Source organism: Variovorax cryoconiti (assembly GCF_051216395.1).
GTDB lineage: Bacteria > Pseudomonadota > Gammaproteobacteria > Burkholderiales > Burkholderiaceae_C > Variovorax.
On record NZ_JBPJZI010000005.1, the window covers coordinates 173,418 to 194,376 of the forward strand.

12 protein-coding genes are annotated in these 20,959 nt (G+C 68.2%); 6 read left to right on the forward strand and 6 right to left on the reverse strand.

All coding sequences use genetic code 11. The annotated features are described in order from the left end of the window. Positions 1–112: 112 nt before the first annotated feature. Both ACSFA2_RS14675 and ACSFA2_RS14680 read left to right on the forward strand, forming a co-directional pair. A complete protein-coding gene (locus ACSFA2_RS14675; RefSeq protein WP_435456046.1) occupies positions 113–2,185 on the forward strand; it encodes a beta-propeller fold lactonase family protein in 2,073 nt (690 codons plus the stop codon). Between the two features lie 162 nt (positions 2,186–2,347). Then, entirely contained in the window at positions 2,348–2,920 is a 573-nt protein-coding gene (locus ACSFA2_RS14680; RefSeq protein WP_435456047.1) for a DUF4304 domain-containing protein, read from the forward strand. A gap of 513 nt (positions 2,921–3,433) precedes the next feature. Here ACSFA2_RS14680 and ACSFA2_RS14685 read toward each other — a convergent pair. Continuing rightward, positions 3,434–4,024: a hypothetical protein gene (locus ACSFA2_RS14685; RefSeq protein ID WP_435456048.1), complete on the reverse strand. Its 591-nt coding sequence runs from the start codon at positions 4,022–4,024 to the stop codon at positions 3,434–3,436. A 783-nt stretch (positions 4,025–4,807) separates the two neighbouring features. Here ACSFA2_RS14685 and ACSFA2_RS14690 point away from each other — a divergent pair. Next, on the forward strand, positions 4,808–9,196 hold the full coding sequence (locus tag ACSFA2_RS14690; RefSeq protein WP_435456049.1) for a DEAD/DEAH box helicase: 4,389 nt from the start codon (positions 4,808–4,810) through the stop codon (positions 9,194–9,196). Here ACSFA2_RS14690 and ACSFA2_RS14695 read toward each other — a convergent pair. Together ACSFA2_RS14695 and ACSFA2_RS14700 are read right to left on the reverse strand one after the other, a co-directional pair. Further along, entirely contained in the window at positions 9,180–10,250 is a 1,071-nt protein-coding gene (locus ACSFA2_RS14695; RefSeq protein WP_435456050.1) for an SDR family oxidoreductase, read from the reverse strand. The genes ACSFA2_RS14690 and ACSFA2_RS14695 overlap by 17 nt on opposite strands. A gap of 219 nt (positions 10,251–10,469) precedes the next feature. After that, the gene (locus tag ACSFA2_RS14700; RefSeq protein ID WP_435456051.1) at positions 10,470–11,675 is read right to left on the reverse strand and encodes an MFS transporter; all 1,206 of its coding nucleotides are present in this window, start codon (positions 11,673–11,675) and stop codon (positions 10,470–10,472) included. 203 nt (positions 11,676–11,878) lie between these two features. Here ACSFA2_RS14700 and ACSFA2_RS14705 point away from each other — a divergent pair, with 203 nt between their 5' ends. Both ACSFA2_RS14705 and ACSFA2_RS14710 read left to right on the forward strand, forming a co-directional pair. Beyond that, positions 11,879–12,187, forward strand: coding sequence for a helix-turn-helix domain-containing protein (locus ACSFA2_RS14705; RefSeq protein ID WP_435456052.1), 309 nt, complete (start codon positions 11,879–11,881; stop codon positions 12,185–12,187). After that, complete coding sequence (locus ACSFA2_RS14710; RefSeq protein ID WP_435456053.1) at positions 12,184–13,557, forward strand: type II toxin-antitoxin system HipA family toxin; 1,374 nt, start codon at positions 12,184–12,186, stop codon at positions 13,555–13,557. The genes ACSFA2_RS14705 and ACSFA2_RS14710 overlap by 4 nt, the downstream gene beginning before the upstream one ends. Positions 13,558–13,560: 3 nt before the next feature. On the opposite strand, the gene ACSFA2_RS14715 is transcribed toward ACSFA2_RS14710, so the two are convergent. Then, positions 13,561–14,487 carry a LysR family transcriptional regulator gene (locus tag ACSFA2_RS14715; protein ID WP_435456054.1) on the reverse strand — a complete coding sequence of 309 codons (927 nt, stop codon included), beginning with the start codon at positions 14,485–14,487 and terminating at the stop codon, positions 13,561–13,563. A 70-nt stretch (positions 14,488–14,557) separates the two neighbouring features. On the opposite strand from ACSFA2_RS14715, the gene metE reads away from it, so the two are divergent. Then, positions 14,558–16,894: a 5-methyltetrahydropteroyltriglutamate--homocysteine S-methyltransferase gene (metE, locus tag ACSFA2_RS14720; RefSeq protein WP_435456055.1), complete on the forward strand. Its 2,337-nt coding sequence runs from the start codon at positions 14,558–14,560 to the stop codon at positions 16,892–16,894. Here the strand turns inward: metE and ACSFA2_RS14725 are convergent, their stop codons facing one another. After that, positions 16,895–18,433, reverse strand: a complete 1,539-nt coding sequence (locus tag ACSFA2_RS14725; protein WP_435456056.1) for a PepSY-associated TM helix domain-containing protein — start codon at positions 18,431–18,433, stop codon at positions 16,895–16,897. 41 nt (positions 18,434–18,474) lie between these two features. Next, the gene (locus ACSFA2_RS14730) at positions 18,475–20,907 is read right to left on the reverse strand and encodes a TonB-dependent receptor (RefSeq protein ID WP_435456057.1); all 2,433 of its coding nucleotides are present in this window, start codon (positions 20,905–20,907) and stop codon (positions 18,475–18,477) included. Positions 20,908–20,959 lie beyond the last annotated feature (52 nt).

Sequence of the window (20,959 nt, forward strand, 5' to 3'; positions counted from 1 at the left end):
TGTATTTCAAACCGAGTGCGTGGCGATGCTGCGTGGTACCGACTCTGGTCCCGTTTCATAGGTATTTATGCACTCCCGGTTTTTTCAACGCCTGTCATGGGGCGCAGCGGGCGTGCTCGCCACACTGTTTTTGAGTGGATGTTCGGGTGGCGGCGGTGATCCCGTGGTTGCTCCGACGGCGCCCACTTACACCATCAGCGCAACGGTCTCCGGTCTGGCTCCGGGGGGCACGGTCACCTTGCAGAACAACGCTGCCGATACGAACTCGCGCACGGCCGACGGCCGCTTCAGCTTTGCGACACCCTTGCCCGGAAATGGCAGTTATGCGGTCACCGTCAGCAGCCAGCCCGCGGGCCAGACGTGCACGGTCTCCAATGGCAGTGGCTCCGGCGTCTCGGCCGATGTCAGCAATGTGCAGGTCACCTGCTCTGCGAATACCTACAACGTCGGCGGCACCGTCTCCGGACTGGCGCCTGGCGCCACGCTGACGCTGCAGAACAACGCCGCCGATGCGACCACGCGCACAGCTGACGGCATTTTCAGCTTCCGCGTTCCCGTCGCTTTCGGCAGTGGCTATGCAGTCACGGTGAGTACCCAGCCCGCGGGTCAGACCTGTACTGTCGCCAACGCCAGCGGTGCAGGCGTCACGGCCAACGTGGTAGATGTCCAGGTTGCCTGTTCGGTCGACACCTATGCCATCGGTGGCACAGTCTCCGGCCTGGGTGTGGGCACCACAGTCACTCTGCAGAACAATGCAGCCGACCCCACCACGGTGGCTGCCAACGGCAGCTTCCGCTTTGCCACCCCGGTGGTTGCCAACGGCGGCTACGCCGTCACCGTGGGCACGCAACCCGTGGGGCAGACCTGCACGGTTGGCAACGGCACGGGCGTGGGGCTTGCATCGAACGTCACCAACGTGCAGGTCACCTGTGCAGTCAACGGCTACACCATCGGCGGAACGATTTCCGGCTTGGCGTCGGGGCGTTCGGTCACGTTGCGCAACAACGCTGCCGATCCGACCACTGTTGCAGCCGACGGCAGCATCGGCTTTGCCACCCCCGTCGCCTTCAATGGAAGTTACGCGGTGACGGTGGGCACCCAGCCTGTCGGACAGACCTGCACGGTGATCAATGGGGCCGGCGCGGGCGTCACCGCCAATGTGAACAACGTGGTGGTGACCTGTGTGAACCGGGCCTTGTTCGCGTACGTGTCGAACGTGAGCAGTTCGAATATTTCGCAATACAGCGTCGGCGCCGACGGCAAGCTGGTGCCACTGAGCCCCGCGACCGTCGCCACCAGCACCGAGCCATACGGCATCACAGTCGACCCGACCGGGCGCTATGCCTACGCAACCGGTTTCGCTAGCAATACGGTGTCGCAATACACCATCGGGGTCGATGGCAGGTTGACGCCGATGGGCATTGCGACGGTGGCGACGGGGCGTGTACCCACCGTGATCGTCGTGGACCCCACCGGCCACTATGCCTACCTGACCAACCTGGACGACGACACGGTTTCCCAGTACAGCCTGGGCGCCGGTGGCGCGCTGACGCCCCTGACACCTGCAACCGTGGGGACGGGATCGCATCCGTTCGGCATCACCGTCGATCCCACGGGGCGGTTTGTCTATGTGACGAACTTGAACGATCTAACGGTATCGCAATACAGCATCGGACCGAACGGCGCACTCGTTGCGCTGAGCGTTTCCACGGTGGCGACAGAAGCTGGGCCGTTCCGCGTGACGGTCAGCCCTTCGGGCCGCTATGCGTATGTGGCAAACATCGGCACCAATACGGTGTCCCAGTACAGCATCGCCGCGGACGGTGCGCTCGCGCCGTTGAGCCCCGCCAGCGTGGCCATCGGCCCGGGTCCATCGTCGGTCGCCATCGATCCTTCCGGTGGTTATGCATATGTGACAGCGGACGGCGGCAACTTTGTCGCGCAATTTAGCGTGAATGCCGACGGAACATTGGCGCCGTTGAATCCCGCCTCGCTGGCGACCGGCAACAATCCCACGGCAGCCGCTGTCGACCCCACAGGTCGGTATGTCTATCTGGCGAACTTGAACAGTGCTTCCGTGGCGCAATACAGCATCGGCGCAGGCGGCTTGCTCATGGCCTTGAGCCCTGACACGGTGGGGGCCGGGAGCCTGCCGTATGCCCTCGTTATGACGTTCGGGCCTTAAGGGCGTGTCCAGGAGTTCAGGCGCATAGCCTGTCGGTGCGGACGTGGCGGGAAAGCAGTTTGAACGGCGTGATGGCAAGTCGCGCGCTCCGTTGGCTTATTCTTCGCGACGATGTCTCCATCCAGTCTGATCACAGCGGTCATTCGAACCCACCTGCGGCCTGTGTTGACCACCCGAGGATTCACGTCCTCCGGTTCGACCTTCAGGCGTCGGGTGGGGGAGGCCACACAGGTCGTCAACGTGGAGCGCAGCTCGCGCAACGGTGCGCTCGCGGCGCGGTTCTACATCAACGGGTCCGTGTACCTCCCGGCGCTCGACGCGGTAATCGGCGAGCCCATCATCGAAGACCCCGACGAGCCGTCGTGCCATGTGCGCTTGCGACCGAACGACGCGGACGCCGGCGCTCGCCGGGAATACGACGTCACCTTGGACACGGATGCCGAGGCCCTCGGCGCGGAGATCGCACGCGATGTCACGGCGCTGCTCGACATGCTCGATGGCCTGACGACGCCGCAGGGCGCGGCGGCGCATCTTGCGGGCCACAAGCTCGCTCAGTACGAACGCGTATTCGGTTGGTACCTCAGCCAGAACGAGCTCGATCAGGCGAGCCGCTTCGTGAAGTCGCTCCACGCGGAGTTCGGCGGGGAAGGTCGCTGGGCGATCTTCGCGCGTCGGCTCGATGATGTTGCGTGTCGGGTGCGCAGCGACGTGTCGTGGCGCGAGTGGATTGGCTGAGGCGTGAGGGGCATCGGTTGCCCGATGCCCCTTGCTTGCTTAGCCTATTACTTCTTAGGCGGAGCTTGGGTCAGAGCCGACGCGGCTGCAGATTTCGCAGCAGCCGAGCTCTTCGGATCACGGAGCACCTTGCTGGCGGCCGTTGCAGCGCGCGAAGACGTCTGCTCGTTACGGGAGGATTTGGTCGTCATAGCGATTTCCTTCTACATTTCGAATGGATTGAACCGGCTGTACCGAGCCCGTAGGCCCGCGCCGACCTCGGTATAAATGTTGCACCGACAGAACATGGCATGAAGCCATCCAGGGCAAGCGGCCGACAAAGGCCGACCGCCCCCTAGAATCCACGCACCTGATCCCAATGTCAGGTGCGTGCGAATAACGGTGATGAGATGGTTCTTTTAAGCATCAGTCCCCTCCGCACGATCATGCAGACGTGCTCTGCGTCCCTGCCAGGACATAGTTGGAACCGAGGGGCTGGACGTACCATCGTCCGGCCCTTCACCTTTTTGGAGTTCACTGTTCCACCACCGCGTGGTCATGACCCAGCGCCGTGATGAACGTACACAGCCGCGACGCCTCGTCCTTCGTCATGTCGCGTGGCACGATGATTTGCACCAAAAAATTCGGCCTAAGCGGGAACGGCATCATCAAGCTCGACTCCGTGGCAGCAGTCAGCCGCTGCTGTTGAGGCGCGGGTTCGGGCATCGCTGCAGACTCCGCCGGCGGCAACTGTTTCACGACGAACTTCTTGTTGTCCTTCTTGGAAGTCGGCTTCGTCGAAACGCTGCTTGCGACGGGCCCGCGGGACATTCCCTTGTAGGTCGTCGGGCTCGCCTGATATTTCGCGAACTCGCTCAAGATCATGATCACGCGCTTCTGGTACTGCGCAAGGGTGTCAGGCGATAGCTGGCCGGGGTGACGGTTGTGATAGCGGAGAACCTCGGCGGGCACGTCGATTTCGGCAACGTCATCGTCGTCCTGGAAGTCTTCCAAGATCTTCGTGGCGGCTGCCTTCAAACCACCGCCTGTGTTGGAGTTAACGAGACCCTTGGCGATGGAATAACCCAGAAACTCCATGACCGCCTTCTTCGTTGCAGCTGCCATTTCGCGCATCCTTTCCTAGTTGCGTTGAAATGTACTGCAGAAACCGCCGTTGTATGTGGCCGGATGGATAGGCGATTTTTCTTGCGAATACCTTTGCATTTGAAATGGGTCTGTGCGTATGCTGATGATGCTTGAAGTATGGGTTATGTAAGTTGTTGATAATAAAGAGAAAAGTATCGGTTTTAGACGTGTTTAAGGTGAGTGGTGGGGTGTGTGTCTCGTTATAAATGATTCAAACGGTGATGAAAAAGGTGCTGCTTAGGTCTTTTTCTTGTTGCGTTATGTGTCAATTGTTACGCTTAGATTGCTTTCGCGATTCCGCCGATGCCGCCCGATGAGCTGTTGTCGCGACTTGTAGTACGGCTTCCATGCGCAAGTCGAAGGGTCGCCCGTGGGTCATTTAGTAAGCGAGGCCCGCGTGTCCGAACCGCGTGCGAACTTCTGTTACGCAGGATTCACTGGGCAAGTGACCCTGTTCGAGGCACTTTCTTGCACCTGTGGCTGCCCCCTGGACGTAGCTGTAACGCGCGTTGCCGCCCCCCTGGGTCGAACTACTGAACCGACAACTGTTTTTGCATAGAAACAGCCAAGTGCCTTGGGTATGCTGACAGGCAGTTGCGAAGCAAACCTGAGCGGGCTTCATTGCTGCGGCCATCTAGCTCGTTTGGAATGGCGTCCTGATCGCGGGCGGGAGCAGACGCCTGAGCGAGTCCGAGGTAGCCCGTATACGACCAACGTTTCAGTGTCTTGACATCTGGCTATCGACCCTGATGTTATGTCCCCGTGCCCCAAGCATCGTTCCACCCCGCCGTCACCAATTGGTTCACCCGAACCTTCCCCGCCCCCACACCCGCCCAATCCGCCGCGTGGCCGACCATCCGCGCCCGCCGCGACACCCTCGTCGCCGCACCCACCGGCTCGGGCAAGACGCTCACCGCGTTCCTCGCTGCGCTCGACGATCTGGTCGTGCGGGGACTCGCGCCCGGTGGCCTGCCGGATGAAACGGCGGTTGTCTATGTATCGCCGCTCAAGGCGCTCTCCAACGACATCCGCCTGAACCTCGACGCGCCGCTGGCCGGCATTCGGGCGGAGTTGGCGGCGCTGGGGCTGCCCGATGTCGACATCCGCACGGCGGTGCGCACGGGCGACACGCCGCAGCGGGAGCGGCAGCAGAGCCTGCGTCGGCCGCCGCACATCCTGGTGACGACGCCGGAATCGCTCTACGTGCTGTTGGGCTCGGCGTCGGGCCGCAAGATGCTCGCGACGGTGCGCAGCGTGATCGTCGACGAGATCCACGCCATCGCCGCGAGCAAGCGCGGCAGCCACCTGGCGCTGTCGCTGGAGCGGCTGCAGGCGCTGTGCATGGAAGGCGGTGGCGAGCGGCCGGTGCGCATCGGCCTGTCGGCCACGCAGAAGCCGATCGACGAGGTGGCGCGCTTCCTGGTCGGCGCGGGTGCGACGAACGATGGTGTAGCCGATTGCGCGGTCGTCGACATCGGCTACGTCAAGCAGCGCGACCTGGCGCTGGAACTGCCGCCCACGCCGCTGGCGGCGGTGATGTCGAACGAGCAGTGGACGCAGGTGTATGCGCGCGTGGCCGAACTCGTGTGGCTGCACAAGACGACGCTGGTGTTCGTCAACACGCGCCGCATGGCCGAGCGCGCGGCGCGGCACCTGGGCGACATCCTCGGCAAGGACGCGGTGGCGGCGCACCACGGCAGCCTTTCGAAAGAGACGCGGCTCGACGCCGAGCAGCGGCTCAAGCGCGGCGAGCTCAAGGTGCTGGTCGCGACCGCCTCGCTGGAGCTGGGGCTGGACATCGGCGACGTCGACCTGGTCTGCCAGCTCGGCTCGCCGCGTTCCATCGCGACCTTTCTGCAGCGGGCCGGTCGCTCGGGCCACGCAGTGGGCGGCGTGCCAAAGGCGCGGCTCTTTCCGCAGTCGCGCGACGAGCTGGTCGAATGCGCCGCGCTGCTCGACTGCATCCGCCGCGGTGAGCTCGACGCGCTGCGCGTGCTGCCCGCGCCGCTCGACGTGCTGGCCCAGCAGATCGTGGCCGAGACGGCCTGCCGCGAATGGCATGAGGACGATCTCTTCGCGCTGGTGCGCCGCGCTTGGCCCTATGCGCAGCTGACGCATGCGCGCTTCATGGAAGTGGTGCGGATGGTGTCGGAAGGCTTCACCACGCGGCAGGGCCAACGTGCGGGCTATGTGCATCGCGACGCGGTGAACCATTTGCTGCGCGAGCGCAAGGGCGCGCGCATGACGGCGCTGACCTCCGGCGGCACCATCCCCGAGACGGGCGACTACACCGTCATGCTGGAGCCGCAGGCCGACAAGATCGGCACGGTCAACGAAGACTTCGCGGTCGAGAGCCTGGCTGGCGACGTGTTCCAGCTGGGCAACACCAGCTATCGCATCCTGAAGATCGAACCCGGCCGCGTGCGGGTGGAAGACGCGCAGGGCGCGGCGCCCAACATTCCCTTCTGGCTCGGCGAGGCGCCGGGGCGTACGGACGAGCTGTCCTTCGGCGTGTCGCGCCTGCGCGAAGAAGTCGGCATGGTGCTGGCGCTGAGCGGCCGCGCCGGCGCGATGGCCTTGCTGACGACGACGATGGGCCTGGCCGAGGAAGCCGCGCGCCAGATCGTCGAGCACCTCGCGCATGCGGCAGCCGTGCTCGGCACGCTGCCGACGCAGCACACCATCGTGCTGGAGCGCTTCTTCGACGCCTCGGGCGGCATGCAGCTCGTCATCCATTCCCCGTACGGCAGCCGGCTGAACCGCGCCTGGGGCCTGGCGCTGCGCAAGCGCTTCTGCCGCACCTTCAACTTCGAGCTGCAGGCGGCGGCGACCGAAGACGCGATCGTGCTGTCGCTGTCGACCAGCCACAGCTTTCCGCTCGACGAGGTGGCGCGCTACCTGCATTCCAACTCGGCCCTCGACGTGCTGGTGCAGGCGCTGCTCGACGCGCCGCTGTTCGGCGTGCGCTGGCGTTGGAACGCGACCACGGCGCTGGCGCTGCCGCGCTTCAGCGGTGGGCGCAAGGTGGCGCCGCAGCTGCAACGCATGCGCTCCGAAGACCTGCTGGCGGCGGTGTTCCCCGACCAGGTCGCTTGCCTGGAGAACATCGTGGGCGAGCGCGAGGTGCCCGAGCATCCGCTGGTTGCGCAGACGATGGACGACTGCCTGCACGACGCGATGGACGCCGACGGCTGGCTCGCGCTGCTGCGCCGCATGGAGTCGGGCCAAGTGCGCGTGCTGGCGCGCGACCTGCCCGGGCCGTCGCCCCTGGCGATGGAAGCGCTCAACGCGCGGCCCTACGCCTTCCTCGACGACGCGCCGCTGGAAGAGCGCCGCACGCAGGCCGTGCAGAACCGCCGCTACACCGACCCCGAGAGCGCCGACGACGTCGGCCAGCTCGACGCCGACGCCATCGCGAGCGTGCGCGACGAAGCCTGGCCGCAGCCGCGCAACGCCGACGAGATGCACGAGGCGCTGGGCATGCTCGGCGCGGTGAGCGACGACGAGGTGGCTGCGCAGGCAGATTGGAAGAAGTGGCTGACCGCGCTGGCCAAGGCCGGGCGCGCGACGCGCCTGCTGATCGAGGGCAAGGCCCGCAGTGCGCGGGGCGTGTGGGTGTCTGCCGAGCGCCTGCCGCTGCTGCAGGCCATCGCGCCCGAGGCGCCGATGCAGCCCGCCATCACCGCGCCCGCCGATGCCGAGCGGCCCGACGACCGCGACGCCGCGCTGCGCGAACTGCTGCGCTCGCGCCTCGGCGGGCTCGGCCCGGTCACGGTCGCGCAACTGGCGGCGCCGTTGTTCCTGCGGGTCGCCGATGTCGAAGCCGCCTTGCTCGCGCTGCAGGCCGAAGGCAGCGTGCTGCAGGGGCGCTTCACGCCGGGCACCGAACACGTCGAATGGTGCGAGCGCCATCTGCTCGCGCGCATCCACCGCTACACGCTCAAGCGCCTGCGCCGCGAGATCGAGCCGGTGGAGCCGCGCGACTTCGTGCGCTTCCTGTTCGAGTGGCAGCACGTCGGCGCCGCATCGCGCGTGAGCGGGCCGGAGGCGCTGTCGGGCGTGCTGTCGCAGCTCGAAGGCTACGAGGCGCCCGCGCCGATGTGGGAGGCCGAGGTGCTGCCTGCCCGCGTGACCGACTACGCGGGCGCGTGGCTCGATGACCTGTGCACGGCCGGCCGCGTGCTGTGGACGCGGCTGCGGCCGAACGCCACGCCGGCGGAAGGGCGCAAGGGCGCAGGCAGCCTCTCGCTGCATGCCACGCCGGTCGTGCTGCTGCCGCGCCGCAGCGCCGCGCTGTGGACGGCGCTGGCGCCCGCGCCCATCGACGACGACAACCTCGGCTCGCGCGCCTCACGCGTGGCCGAGCATCTGAAGCAGCACGGCGCCTGCTTCTTCGACGAGATCGCGGGCGGCACGCGGCTGCTGCCGGTCGAGATCGAAGAGGCGCTGACCGAGCTGGTCGCCAAGGGGCGCGTGCGCTGCGACAGCTACGCCGGTCTGCGTGCGTTGCTGGTGCCCGCGTCGAAGCGCGCGTCGGCCGACACGCGCCGCCGGCGTCGCGTGCCGCTGTTCGGCATCGAAGACGCGGGCCGCTGGACGCTGGTGCGTCCGCCGTCTGCCAATGAATCAGCCAACCCCGGCTCGGCCGAAGCGATCGAGCAGGTCGTGCATGTGCTGCTGCGTCGCTATGGCGTGATCTGCTGGCGCTTGCTGGAGCGCGAGGCTGCGTGGCTACCGCCGTGGCGTGATCTCGTGCGTGTGTGCCGGCGGCTCGAAGCGCGCGGCGAGATCCGTGGCGGGCGCTTCATCGCCGGCGTGTCGGGCGAACAGTTCGCGCTGCCCGAGGCGGTGGCGTCGATGCGCCGAGTCCGGCGCGAAGCGCACGACGGCGCCTTCATCGCGCTGGCCGCCAGCGACCCGGCCAACCTGCTGGGCACGATCGTCGTCGGCCCGAAGGTGCCGCGCGTCGCCGGCTCGCGCGTGCTGTGGCGCGACGGCGTGCCGGTCGCGACCAGCATCGCGGGAGAAGTTGCGCTGCTCGAACCGCTCGACGCGGCCGAGACGCAGGCCGCGCGGCGTGCGTTGGCGCTGGACCCGTCGCTGCGCTTCCTCGACAGCGCCGCGGCGCAGGCGCTCAGCGCTTCGGAATGATCCGCTCGGCCTCGAGCCGCTGGAACAGGTCGACGAACGCGTCCGGCGTGCTCTGGAAGTCGAGGAAGCCGGCCTGGCGGCTCTTGGTCATGTCGGCCAGCACTTCCATCGGCCGGCCGAGGTCGGCGTCGGTGTGCCACCACGAGGCGAGCTTGTCGATGTTCGGTTCGGCTAGCTGGTGCTTGGCGGCGATGGCGGCCCACTGCGCGGGCGCATCGGCCATGCGGTCGGCCAGTGGTCGTGTCGTGCCGTCGAAGGGCGCGGCCTCGATACCGAAGTAGTCGGCCAGGCGCGGCCACAGCCACTTCCAGCGGAAGACGTCGCCGTTGACGACGTTGAAGTCTTCGTTCTTGCCGCCTTCGTTCGTCGATGCCCATTCGAGGTGGCGCGCCAGCAGCCGCGCGTCGGTCATGTCGGTGAGGCTGTTCCACTGCGCAGCCGAGCCGGGGAAGACGAAGGGTTGGCCCGTTTCTTTGCACAGCGTGGCGTACACGGCGAGCGTCACGCCCATGTTCATCGCGTTGCCTACCGCGAAGCCGATGATGGTGTGCGGCCGGTGCACGCTCCAGCCGAAGCGGTGGCGCTCGGCGGCTTCGAACAGGCGGTCTTCCTGCTCGTAGTAGAAATTGTCGACCGCCTGGCGGCCCTGTTCCTCGCGGAAGGGCGTCATGGGAACAGCGCCGGTCGCGTAGGCCTCGAAGGGGCCGAGGTAGTGCTTGAGGCCGGTGACCAGCGCAGCATGGCCACCCTGGAGCGCCGGCCCGACGGCGTCGAGCACGTTGCGCACGATGGCACCGTTCACGCGGATGTTCTCCTTCTCGTTGGCCTGGCGCGACCAGGCGGCGAAGAACACATGGCTGACGTCGAGCCCTTGCAGCACGTCGCGCAGCTGCGCCGCATTCGTGAGGTCGGCGACCAGGGGGATGCAGCCGGACGCGACTTGGGTGCGCCCGCGCGACAGGCCATGGACGGACCAGCCCTTGCCGAGCAGCTGCTCCGACAGGGCGTTGCCGATGACGCCGCTGACGCCGACGATGAGGGCCTTGCTCGCCATCAAGTCATCACGGCGACGGGTGTCGCGGCTTTCGGGGTCTTGGGCGTGGGGTCGCAGGCGGCGAGCGCGAATGCCGCGAGGCCGACGGCGGCAGCGAGGAGAAGATTCTTCATGGGGTCTCCGTGCTCAGTAAGTGGATCGTCATGGTGAGCAGCGTGGCAGGGCGGCAGCGCACGCCCAGGCCGCGTACCGGCGTAGGAAAGCAAGCGAGTCGGCGGATCAGTGCGGCGCCGGTCGTGGGCTGAACCAGTACACCGCCGTGCCCAGCACCACCAGCGCCGATGCGCACAGGAAGATGCCCGTGTACGCGGCCGGGGCGCCCGCGCCGCTGCGTTGGCCGGCGTCGGCGATCAGCCCGAAGGCCGAGGACGTGAGCCCCGAGCCCAGGAAGACGAAAGTGTTGAGCACGCCCAGGCCGCGCCCGCGCAGCGCCTGCGGCACCAGGCCGCGGCCGTGCGCCATGACCAGCGGGTGGCACATGCCGAAGGTGGCGAGCAGCGTCAGCAGCAGCACGCCGGGCAGCAGGCCGAGGTCGGGCACGGCCGACAGCACCAGGCCGCCGACCAGCGACATCAGGGCCCAGCCGATCACCGTGGTCTTGAGCGTGTGGCGGCGCACCAGCACCGGCAGCAGCAGGGCGGTGGCGAAGCCGCCCAGGCTGACGAAGGCCAGCGCCAGGCCGCGCGCGTCGGCGCCCAGCCCGTACACCTGCGCCAGGTAGGGGCCGCCCCAGGCATTGCGAAAGGTGGTGCCGGCCGCCAGCGCGACGCACAGGGGGATGAGCGTCCACATCGCGGGCACCGTCAACAACCGCGCGCTGCCGGCGAACAGGTCGCCCAGCTTTTCCTGCTGCGCGTCGGCATGGCCTTCGTCGTGCACGTGGCGCCACACGCCGATGCAGGCCAGCAGCATGAAGACGGCAGCCACGCCCATGGCGGCGCGCCAGCCGAAGCGGTGCGCCGCCCAGCCCAGCGGCGCGGTGGCGCACAGCGCGCCGACCATCGAGATCGCATTGGCCCGGCCCACCACCGTGGCGTAGCGGTGCACCGGCAGGTGCTCCGACGCGTAGTGCATCAGGCCCATGAAGACCGGCGCGCAGGCCAGGCCGAGCCCGGCCTGCGCCACCATCGCCGTGGCACCGTTGGGCGCCACCACGAAGAGCAGGGCGGCCAGCACGCCCACGCCGGTCAGCAGGCGGGTCGGGCGGCCGACGCCGTAGCGGTCGAAGGCGATGCCGATCGGGATCTGCGCGACCGCGAAGGCCAGGAAGAAGCATGACGACAGCGTGCCGAAACCGGCGGGCGAGAGCGACAGGTCGTGCTGAAGCTCCGGCGCGATGACCGCGAGGCAGGTGCGGAAGAACTGGCTGAGCGTGAAAGCGAAGATCAGCGCGCGAAGGCCGCGCGCGGTGTCGTTGGAGGGCATGGAGAAAGCGTGCGCGGCCAGGGGCCGAAGAGGTGGTCGAGCATAAGCGGTGCGGCTGCAGGGGGTTCCTGGGTGCATGGCGTCACGCCGTCGGCTCTCAATGTATCGAATATGATAAGTAAATATATAACGTATTCAATTCGCAACATATTAGTGTTGCAAATGCGATAAGCTATTCATCAAATACTTGAATACGCAACATCATGAGCACCTTGCTGGAAATGGCCGAACGCGTGGAAGCCGCCCGACAGGCGAGCGGGCTGACGCGTCAGGCGCTGACCGAGAAGGCCGGCGTCAGTCGCCAGGCCGTTTACCGGCTGCTCAAGGGCAACGACGTGCAGGTGTCGACCCTGCTGGCCGTGATGGAGGTGCTGCAGCTGGACCTGGTCACCGTGCCCCGTGCGCTGGAGCGCGCTCTGCCGGAATTGCGCCCGTCCGCCGAGGGCAGCCCGACGCACGCGTTGTCGGCGGTCCAGCAGCGGCTGGCCCGCATCAAGGAAGGCCGCCGATGAACGTGCCCGTCTTGGTCATCAAGCTGCACGGCCGGCGCATCGGCTGCCTGTTCAAGTATGCGCAGCCGGGCCTGCCGCCGATCCTGCGCTTCGTCGCCGACGAGGCCTATGCCCGCATCCCCTGGGCCGAGGCCGACGTGCTGTCGGAGTCGATGCGCGCGGAAGACCCGGCGCAGCAGCAGTCGTTCTGGCTCGACGTGACCCGGCCTGAATTCAACAGCACGTCCGGCAGCAAGGGCGACGCCCAGTTGCCGCCGTTCTTCCAGAACCTGCTGCCCGAAGGCATCTTTCGGCGCTTCGTGGCCGACGAGGCGGCCATCGATCCGATGGACCACATGGGCATGATCGCGGCCTGCGGCAAGAACATGCCGGGGGCGGTCACGGCGGAATGGGAAGACATCTCCCGCGACACGCTGCAGCGCCTGGTGACCCAGAACCAGGACGCGCTCGAGGCCTCGGTCTGGTCGGAGCCCTTCCAGGACGCGCTGTCGATCTCCGGCGTGCAGCCCAAGATCGGCGTCAACCGGACTGCCGAAGGCCGCTTCGTCGGCCGCACCTCGCAGGGCGACGCCGCCATCATCGCCAAGCTGCCCTCGGCCGAGTACCCACGCATGCCGCAGCTCGAGAACCTGGGCATGACGCTGGCGGGCCTGGCCGGTGTCGACGTGTGCCGCTTCGAACTGGTGCCGATGACGGCGCTGACGGCGCCGCACCGCTACGACCTGGGCGACGAGGTCGACGGCCAGTTCCTGGCGGTCACGCGCTTCGACCGCGACCACGGCGACAAGGTCCACTTCGAGGATTTCGCGCAGGTCTTGGGCAAGCCGCCGGAGCACAAGTACACCGAGTCGTACCTTGCCATCGCAGCCGTGCTGCTGGGCCTGCCGCAGTGCGACGTGCCCGCCGTGCACGAGCTGCTGCGCCGCATCGAGGTCAACGAGCTGCTGGGCAACGCGGACATGCACCTGAAGAACCTGGGCCTGATCTACCGCGACCGGCGCCAGGCCGCCCTGGCGCCGGCTTACGACATCACGGCCACCTTCCTCTACGCCGGCGCACGCGGTCATGCGCTGCTGCTGATGCCCGATGCACAGAAGCAGCACGTGGAGCCGATCTTCAATCCGGCCCGGCTGCAGGCCTTCTGCAATGCGCTGGGCTTGCAGGTGGCCGGCGCGTCGAAGGTCGTACGCGACGTGGCGGCCGAGGCCGGCCGGCAATGGCTGGCGCCGATCCTGGCCAGCGGCCTCACGCCGCGGCAGAAGCAGCAGTTGCTCGCCCGCGTGGCGAACCATCCGCACCTGCGGCAGGCGCTGCAGCGGCTGCGCCGGCCGGACCTGCTCGCCGCCTGGGACGAGGCCGCGCGCGCGTAGCACTCAGATCAGCGCGATACCCGGCAGGCTCACGAAGCAGCTTTCGCGCGTGATCTGCACGAAGTCCGCCAGCCACGGCCGGGCCGAGGTGGCCGCGCTGCACGCCATGTGCAGCTCGCCGGTCAGCCCCTTGGCGCCGACCCGCCGGGCCGTGACGTAGCCGCGGTCGAGGTAGCCCTGCACCGCCCACAGCGGCAGCGTGGCGATGCCGCGGCCGCTGGCCACCAGTTGCAGCATCGCGACCGTGAGCTCCGTGGTGCGCCGCTGCGCGGGCTGCACGCCGGCCGGCGCCAGCACCTGTCGCACGATGTCGAGCATGTCGTCGGGCACCGGGTAGGTGATGAGCGTCTGGTCGGCGAAGTGCCGCGCCGTGAGGTGCATCTTGGACACGAGCGAATGGTCGTTGGCGAGCAGCGCGACGATCTCGAACTGGAAGAGCGGGTGGTAGTCGACCGCCTCGGCCGGGTCCTGCTCGGAGACGATCGCCACGTCGGCGCGGTTCTGCAGCAGCAGCGCGATCGGGTCGGGGTGGAAGCCCGAGACGATGTCCAGCTCGATCTCGGGCCAGCGGCTGCGGAAGGCGTCCATCGCCGGCATCAGCCAGTCGAAGCAGGTGTGGCACTCGACCACGATGCGCAGCTGCCCCGCGCCGCCCGCTGCGAGACGCGCCACATCGCGCTCGGCTTCTTCCACCATCGGCAGCGCCGCGTCGGCCAGTTGCAGCAGCCGCAGGCCGGTGCCGCTGAACTGGGGCGGCACCGACTTGCGCTCGAACAGCGGCGTGCCGTAGCGGTCTTCCAGCAGCTTGATCTGGTGCGACAGCGCCGACTGCGTGAGGTTGAGCAGCTGCGCGGCGCGCACCAGGCTGCCGGTGTCGCGCAGCGCGACCAGCGTGCGCAGGTGGCGGATTTCGAGGATCGATTGCGACATGAATGAAATTCAAGTTGATGGGCAAAAGGTTTCGTTTGAATCATAGTGCCGGAAGCCCGACCATCGCGGCATGACACGCATCCCCACCCTCGTCCACACCCTCGGTTTCCCGCGCATGGGCGCCCAACGCGAACTCAAGTTCGCCCTCGAACAACACTGGCGCGGCGAGATCGACCGCGACGCGCTCGAAGCCGTCGGCGCCGACCTGCGCGCCCGCCACTGGCAGGCCCAGCGCGACGCCGGCCTCGACTTTGTGACGGTCGGCGACTTCGCCTTCTACGACCATGTCGCCAACCACATCCAGCTGCTGGGCTGCGAGCCGGAACGCTTCGGCTTCGGCGGCGACGAGCCTGCGCTGTCACGCTACTTCACGATGGCGCGCGGCGTCGCGGCCGAAGAAGCGGCACCCGTCGGGCACGAAGGCTGCGCGCATGCGCACACCGGCACCTTCGCACTGGAGATGACCAAGTGGTTCGACACCAACTACCACTACCTGGTGCCGGAGTTCACCTCTGCCACGCGCTTCGCGCTGGGCTCGGAACGTCTTTTCGAGGAGGTGGCGCAGGCGCAGTCGCTCGGCCACCCGGTCAAGGCCGTGCTGCTGGGGCCGTTGTCCTTCCTGTGGCTGGGCAAGGAGAAGGCCGAAGGCGTCGACCGCTTCTCGCTGCTCGACGCGCTGCTGCCGGTGTACGAACAGGTGCTGGCGCGACTGAAAGCGCAGGGCGTGGAATGGGTGCAGATCGACGAGCCGATCCTCGGCCTCGACCTGCCCGACGTGTGGCGCCACGCCTTCGAGCGCAGCTATTGGCAGCTGGCCCGCAGCGCGCCCAAGCTGATGCTCGCGACCTACTTCTCGCCATTGGCCGAGAACCTGCGCCTGGCCTGCCAGTTGCCGGTGGCCGGGCTGCATGTCGATGCGGTGCGCGCGGCGGACGAACTCACCGGCGTGGCCGACTGGCTGCCGGGGCACAAGGTGCTGTCGGTCGGTATCGTCGACGGTCGCAACATCTGGCGCACCGACCTCGACGCGGCGCTCGCCCGCCTGCGGCCGGTGGCGGACAAGCACCCCGGCGAGCTGTGGCTCGCGCCGTCGTGCTCGCTGCTGCACGTGCCCTTTGGCCTCGCGGCGGAACACAGGCTCGACCCGGAGGTCAAGTCGTGGCTGGCCTTCGCCGTGGAAAAGCTCGACGAATTGCGCGTGCTGCGCGCCGCGCTCGACGGGGAGGAGGGCACGGTCGCGTCGGCGCTGCAGGCCGCGCGCACGGCCGTCGCGGCGCGGCGCGCCAGCCCGCGCGTGCACCGCGCCGACGTCGCGCTGCGCCTGGCGCGCAGCGTCGACGGCGACGACCGCCGGGCCACGCCCTTCGCCGAGCGCCAGGCGGTGCAGCGCGCCCGCTTCGCGCTGCCGCCGCTGCCGACCACCACCATCGGCTCGTTCCCGCAGACCGCGGCCATCCGCGCCGCCCGCGCCGCCTTCAAGCGCGGCGCGCTCGACGCCGCCGGCTACGCCGAGCAGATGCGCGCGGAGATCACGCTGGCCGTGCGCAAGCAGGAGGCGCTGGACATCGACGTGCTGGTGCACGGCGAGGCCGAGCGCAACGACATGGTCGAGTACTTCGGCGAGCAGCTCGACGGCTTCGCCTTCACGGCCAACGGCTGGGTGCAGTCGTACGGCTCGCGCTGCGTGAAGCCGCCGATCATCTACGGCGACGTGGCCCGGCGGGCGCCGATGACGGTCGAATGGACGGCCTTCGCGCAGCGCCTGACGACGAGGCCGATGAAGGGCATGCTGACCGGGCCGGTGACCATCCTGCAATGGTCCTTCGTGCGCGACGACCAGCCGCGCAGCGTGACGACCGAGCAGATCGCCTGGGCCATCCGCGACGAGGTGGTCGACCTCGAGCAGGCCGGCATCGGTATCGTGCAGATCGACGAGCCCGCCATCCGCGAAGGCCTGCCGCTGCGCCGCGCCGGCTGGAAGCCCTACCTGCAGGGCGCGACGCGCGCCTTCCGCATCAGCGCCTCGGGCGTGGCGGACCGCACCCAGATCCACACGCACATGTGCTACTCGGAATTCAACGACATCCTGCCGGAGATCGCGGCGATGGACGCCGACGTGATCACCATCGAGACCAGCCGCTCCGACATGGAACTGCTGCGCGGCTTCGGCGCGTTCGCGTACCCCAACGAGATCGGCCCCGGCGTGTACGACATCCATTCGCCGCGCGTGCCCACCACCGACGAGATGGTGCGCCTCCTGCGCAAGGCCGCCGCCGTGGTGCCGCCCGCGCACCTCTGGATCAACCCCGACTGCGGCCTGAAGACCCGCGGCTGGCCGGAGACCGAGGCGGCGCTCGCCAACATGGTGGCGGCGGCGAAGCAGTTGCGGGCGGAGCTGGCGGGCTGATCAGCGTGGCGACGCGATCGGGCGCAGGCGCCATGCAATGGCCGCCAGCGCGATGCCGGTCAGCAGCAGCGCCAGGTCGACGACTGCGACAACGGGAACGGACCCGAGCGCCACCGCCGATGTCGCCATCCCGATGAGCGGTGCGCCGATGAAGCCGACGGCGGCGAGCGCAAGCTGCGCGCACCACATGCCGCGCGAGGGCCGCACCAGCGCGAGCAGCAGCACGGCGCCCCAGGCGATGAAGAAGCCGTCGATCTCCCACGCGGCGCGACCGGCCATCGCTGCCGGCAGCAGCCGGTTGGCGCAGAACAGCACCGCGATCGCGGCCGGCAGGCCAGCGATCGTGGCGAGGTTGAGGCTGTCGACAAGCCGAAGCCCGCCGACCGCCCCCGGTCGGGCACGCCGCTTGGTCGACCACAGCAGCAGGCCGGTGGCGACCATCGCGCTGCCCGCGAGGCCGCAGACGAAGAACATCAGCCGCAGCGGGCCGTCGGCGAAGCGCGCCAGGTGCAGCCCATAGAGCACGCCGCGCGTCTGCGCGGGCCCGGCCTGCCGGCCGTCTTCCTCGGCGATCAGCGTGCCGGACACGCCGTCGTATTGCTGCAGCCTGCGCACGTTCGACAGCCTGCCGCCATCGGAGGGCGTGACGACGACGCGCGCATTCGCGTCGTTGGGCCGCAGCACGGTGAAGCCGTCCGGCGCGGCGCCGCCCCCGTGCGCGGAGGCTTTCGCGAGAAGCGCCGGCAGATCCGTCAGCGGCCGCGCTTCGCCAGCGGCCGGTGGTGGTCGAACCGCCTGCGGCAGAACCTGTGCGAAGAAGGCGCCGGTCTGTTCGCCATACAACGTCTTGAGCCCGGCCGGCATGGTGAGGAACATCAAGGTCACGAGACCGCTGTACGTGATCATCAGGTGGAAGGGCAGGGCCAGCACGCCGACGGCGTTGTGCGCGTCGAGCCACGAGCGCTGGCCCTTGCGCGGCCTGAAGGTGAAGAAGTCCGCGAAGATGCGGCGATGCGTGATGACGCCGCTCACGAGTGCGACGAGCATGAACATGGCCGCCGCGCTCACCAGCCAGCGGCCGAGCCGGACCGGCAGGTAGTGCAGCGTGAAGTGGAAGACGTAGAAGAAGTCGCCGCCCCAGGTGGCGCGTGCCGGCGCTGCGGCGATGCCGGTGACGGGGTCGAGCACCGCACCTTCGAAACGGCCGCCCGCGCGTGCTGCACCCGGCGACAGCGTGCGGCCCTGCGCGCTCGACCAGCGCACCTGCAGCAGGCCGTCGCGGTCGTCGGGCAACTGAACGATCCAGCTTTCCGCCTCTGGCGCGGTGCGCTGCAGGAAGGCCACCGCGTGCGCGGCGGCCAGGCCACGGTTGGCGCCGGGGTGCGCGGCCGCATGGAGCTCGGGCCGCATCCAGAGCGAGAGTTCGCTGCGGTAGTAGGCCGCCGTGCCGGTCACGAACACGGCGAACAGCAACCAGCCGGTGAGCAGCCCGGCCCAGGTATGGAGCCAGGCCATCGAGGCGCGGAAGCTGTTCTTCATGGCGGCGTACCTCGGCGCCGCGCGCTCCAGGGGTGCACGGCTTAGAAGTCGAAGGACGCCGAGAGGCGCACCGTGCGCGGCGACCCCATCGTGAGCACGCCGCGCGAGGCCGCGGCCCAGTAGTTCTTGTCGAGCACGTTGTCGATGTTCAGACGCAGCACCATGGGCGTGTTGCCGGCCTTGGTCGCGTAGCGCGCGCCCAGGTCGTAGCGCGTCCAAGCGGGGATGCTGCGCGCCTGGGTGTTGGTGACGTCGATGTATTCGCGTGTGGTGTGCACGGCGCGGCCGGTCAGCGTCAGGCCGGTGATGGCGGGCACGTCCCATTCGGCGCCAAGGTTGAGGTTGGCGCGCGGCGCACCGCGTGCGCGCTTGCCGTCGTTCAGCCCGTCCTGGGTCTTCTCCATCGTCGCGTCGAGCAGCATCAGGCCGCCGAGCAGCCGCACGCCGCGCATCGGCTCGCCGTAGACATTCAGCTCCAGCCCGCGGTGGCGCTCCTTGCCGTCCTGCGCCAGCGTGGGCCGGCCGCCGGTCACGGCGCTCGGGACTTCGAGCTGGCTGGGCACGCTCACGTCGAACAGGCTCGCCGTGGTGGTGAAGGTGCCGAAGTCGTACTTGAGGCCGGCTTCCTTCTGCTTGGTGATGTAGGGCGGCAGCACCAGGCCCGCGTTCGCATAGAAGGTGCTCACGGTGCCGCCGGGGTTCAGCGACTCGATGTAGCTCCCGTAGGCCGAGAGCCCCGGCAGCAGCTTGTAGACCACGCCGAGCGATGGCGACACCCGGTCTTTCGTGTAGCCGACGGTGGCGGCGCCGGACGGGTAGGCGTAGTTCTGGAAGCCGAGCTTCTGCTTGCGCGCGCCGAGCATGACGATCAACCGGTCGTCCAGCATCTTCATGATGTCGGCCACGGCGAAGCCCGAGTAGTCGTAGCGCGTGGTCATCTGCAGGGCGTCGGAGCCGGGGTCGACGGCATTCGGTGCCGGGTAGTAGACCGGCGTGTAGAGGTTCGACCGCAAGCAGCCGGTGGCGCAACCCGTGACGTTGTAGGTCAGCTGTCCGCGCGCGGCTTGGTTCTTCGACGCGATCATCGACAGGGTGTGCGAGACCGGGCCGGTATCGAACATCCCCTTGATCGACACTTCCTTGGTGGTGTTCTTGCTCTGCGCCGGAATCCAGTAGGGCGTGCCCGTCTTGTTGCCGTTCACGTTGTTGATGGTGTCGACGTTCTGCAGATAGGTTTCGTCGGAGGTGTTGTCGCCCCAGGCGGCGCCCACCGTCCAGTTCGGCGCGATGTCGTATTCGGCGCGCAGCATCGTGTAGCGGCTCCGTCCGTCGAAGAATTCCCAGGGCTGCTTGGAATTGAGCTTGGCCTCGGGCGCCTCGGGGATGGCGATGGTGGAGCTGATGCGTGTGCTGCTCCAGCCGCCGTGCAGCAGGCGGTCCTGGTAGCCAAAGTCGCCGAACAGCCGCAGCTTCTCGCCGCGGTAGTCCAGCGCCAGCGCCGCCATCGATTCCCTGTTGTCGGTGTGGTCCACCGCCAGGTCGCCGTCGCGGTGCACCGCGTTCAGGCGCACGCCGAATTCCTTCTTCTCGCCGAAGCGTCGGCCCAGGTCGAGGTGGGCGCCCAGCTGCGAGTCGTTGGCGTAGCTGGTCGTCAGGCGCGTGAGCGGCGTGTCGCCGGCGCGCTTGAGCACGTAGTTGACCGAGCCGCCGGCCGAGGAGCCCCAGGGGCTGACGCCGTTGAGCATCGCACTCGGACCCTTGTGGATCTCGATGCGCTCGGCCGCCTCGAGCATCGTGCCGCGGGTGTCGGCCATGCCGAGCATGCCGTTGATGAGCGCTTCGCGGCCGTTGAACTCGAAGCCGCGGATCGTCATCTGGTCGCTCTCGCCGCCGCGCGGCGCGCTGGCACGCACCGAGGGGTCGTTGTCGAGCACGTCCTTGAGCGAGGCCGCTTGCTGGTTCTCGATCAGCTCACTGGTGTAGCGCGTGACGTTGAAGGGCGTCTCCATCACGTCGACGTTGCCCAGCAGGCCGAGCTGGCCGCCGGTCGCGACCTGGCCGCCCGCATAGGCGCGCGGCAGGCGGTCGGCATCGGCCGTCACGGTCACGGTGTCGAGCGTGGTGCCGGTGTGGGCGGCGCCCGGTTCGGGGCGCTCCACGGTGTAGGTGTCGAGGCCGCGTGCGCGCACCACCAGGCCGGAGTCGGCGATGAGCCGGTCGAGCGCCTCGCGCACGGTCAGGCTGCCTTTCAACGCGGGCGCGCGCCGGGCAGCGGCCAGCTCGGTCACGAAGACGATCTGCACGCCCCCCTGCCGTGCCAGCGACTGCAGCGCGCGGTCCAGCGGCTGGGCCGGCATGTCGATGGGCAGCGCGGTGCCCTGGGCCAGCGCATTCAGCGCCAGCATCATTCCTGCGGCGAGCACCGTCCATTTGCCGGGCCGTCCGCGTCGTGCGTGTTGTGTCTGTTCGTTCACTCGTCACTCCTGTTGATCTCAGGAGGTATGCCGTTTCGGCGCAGGCCGATGT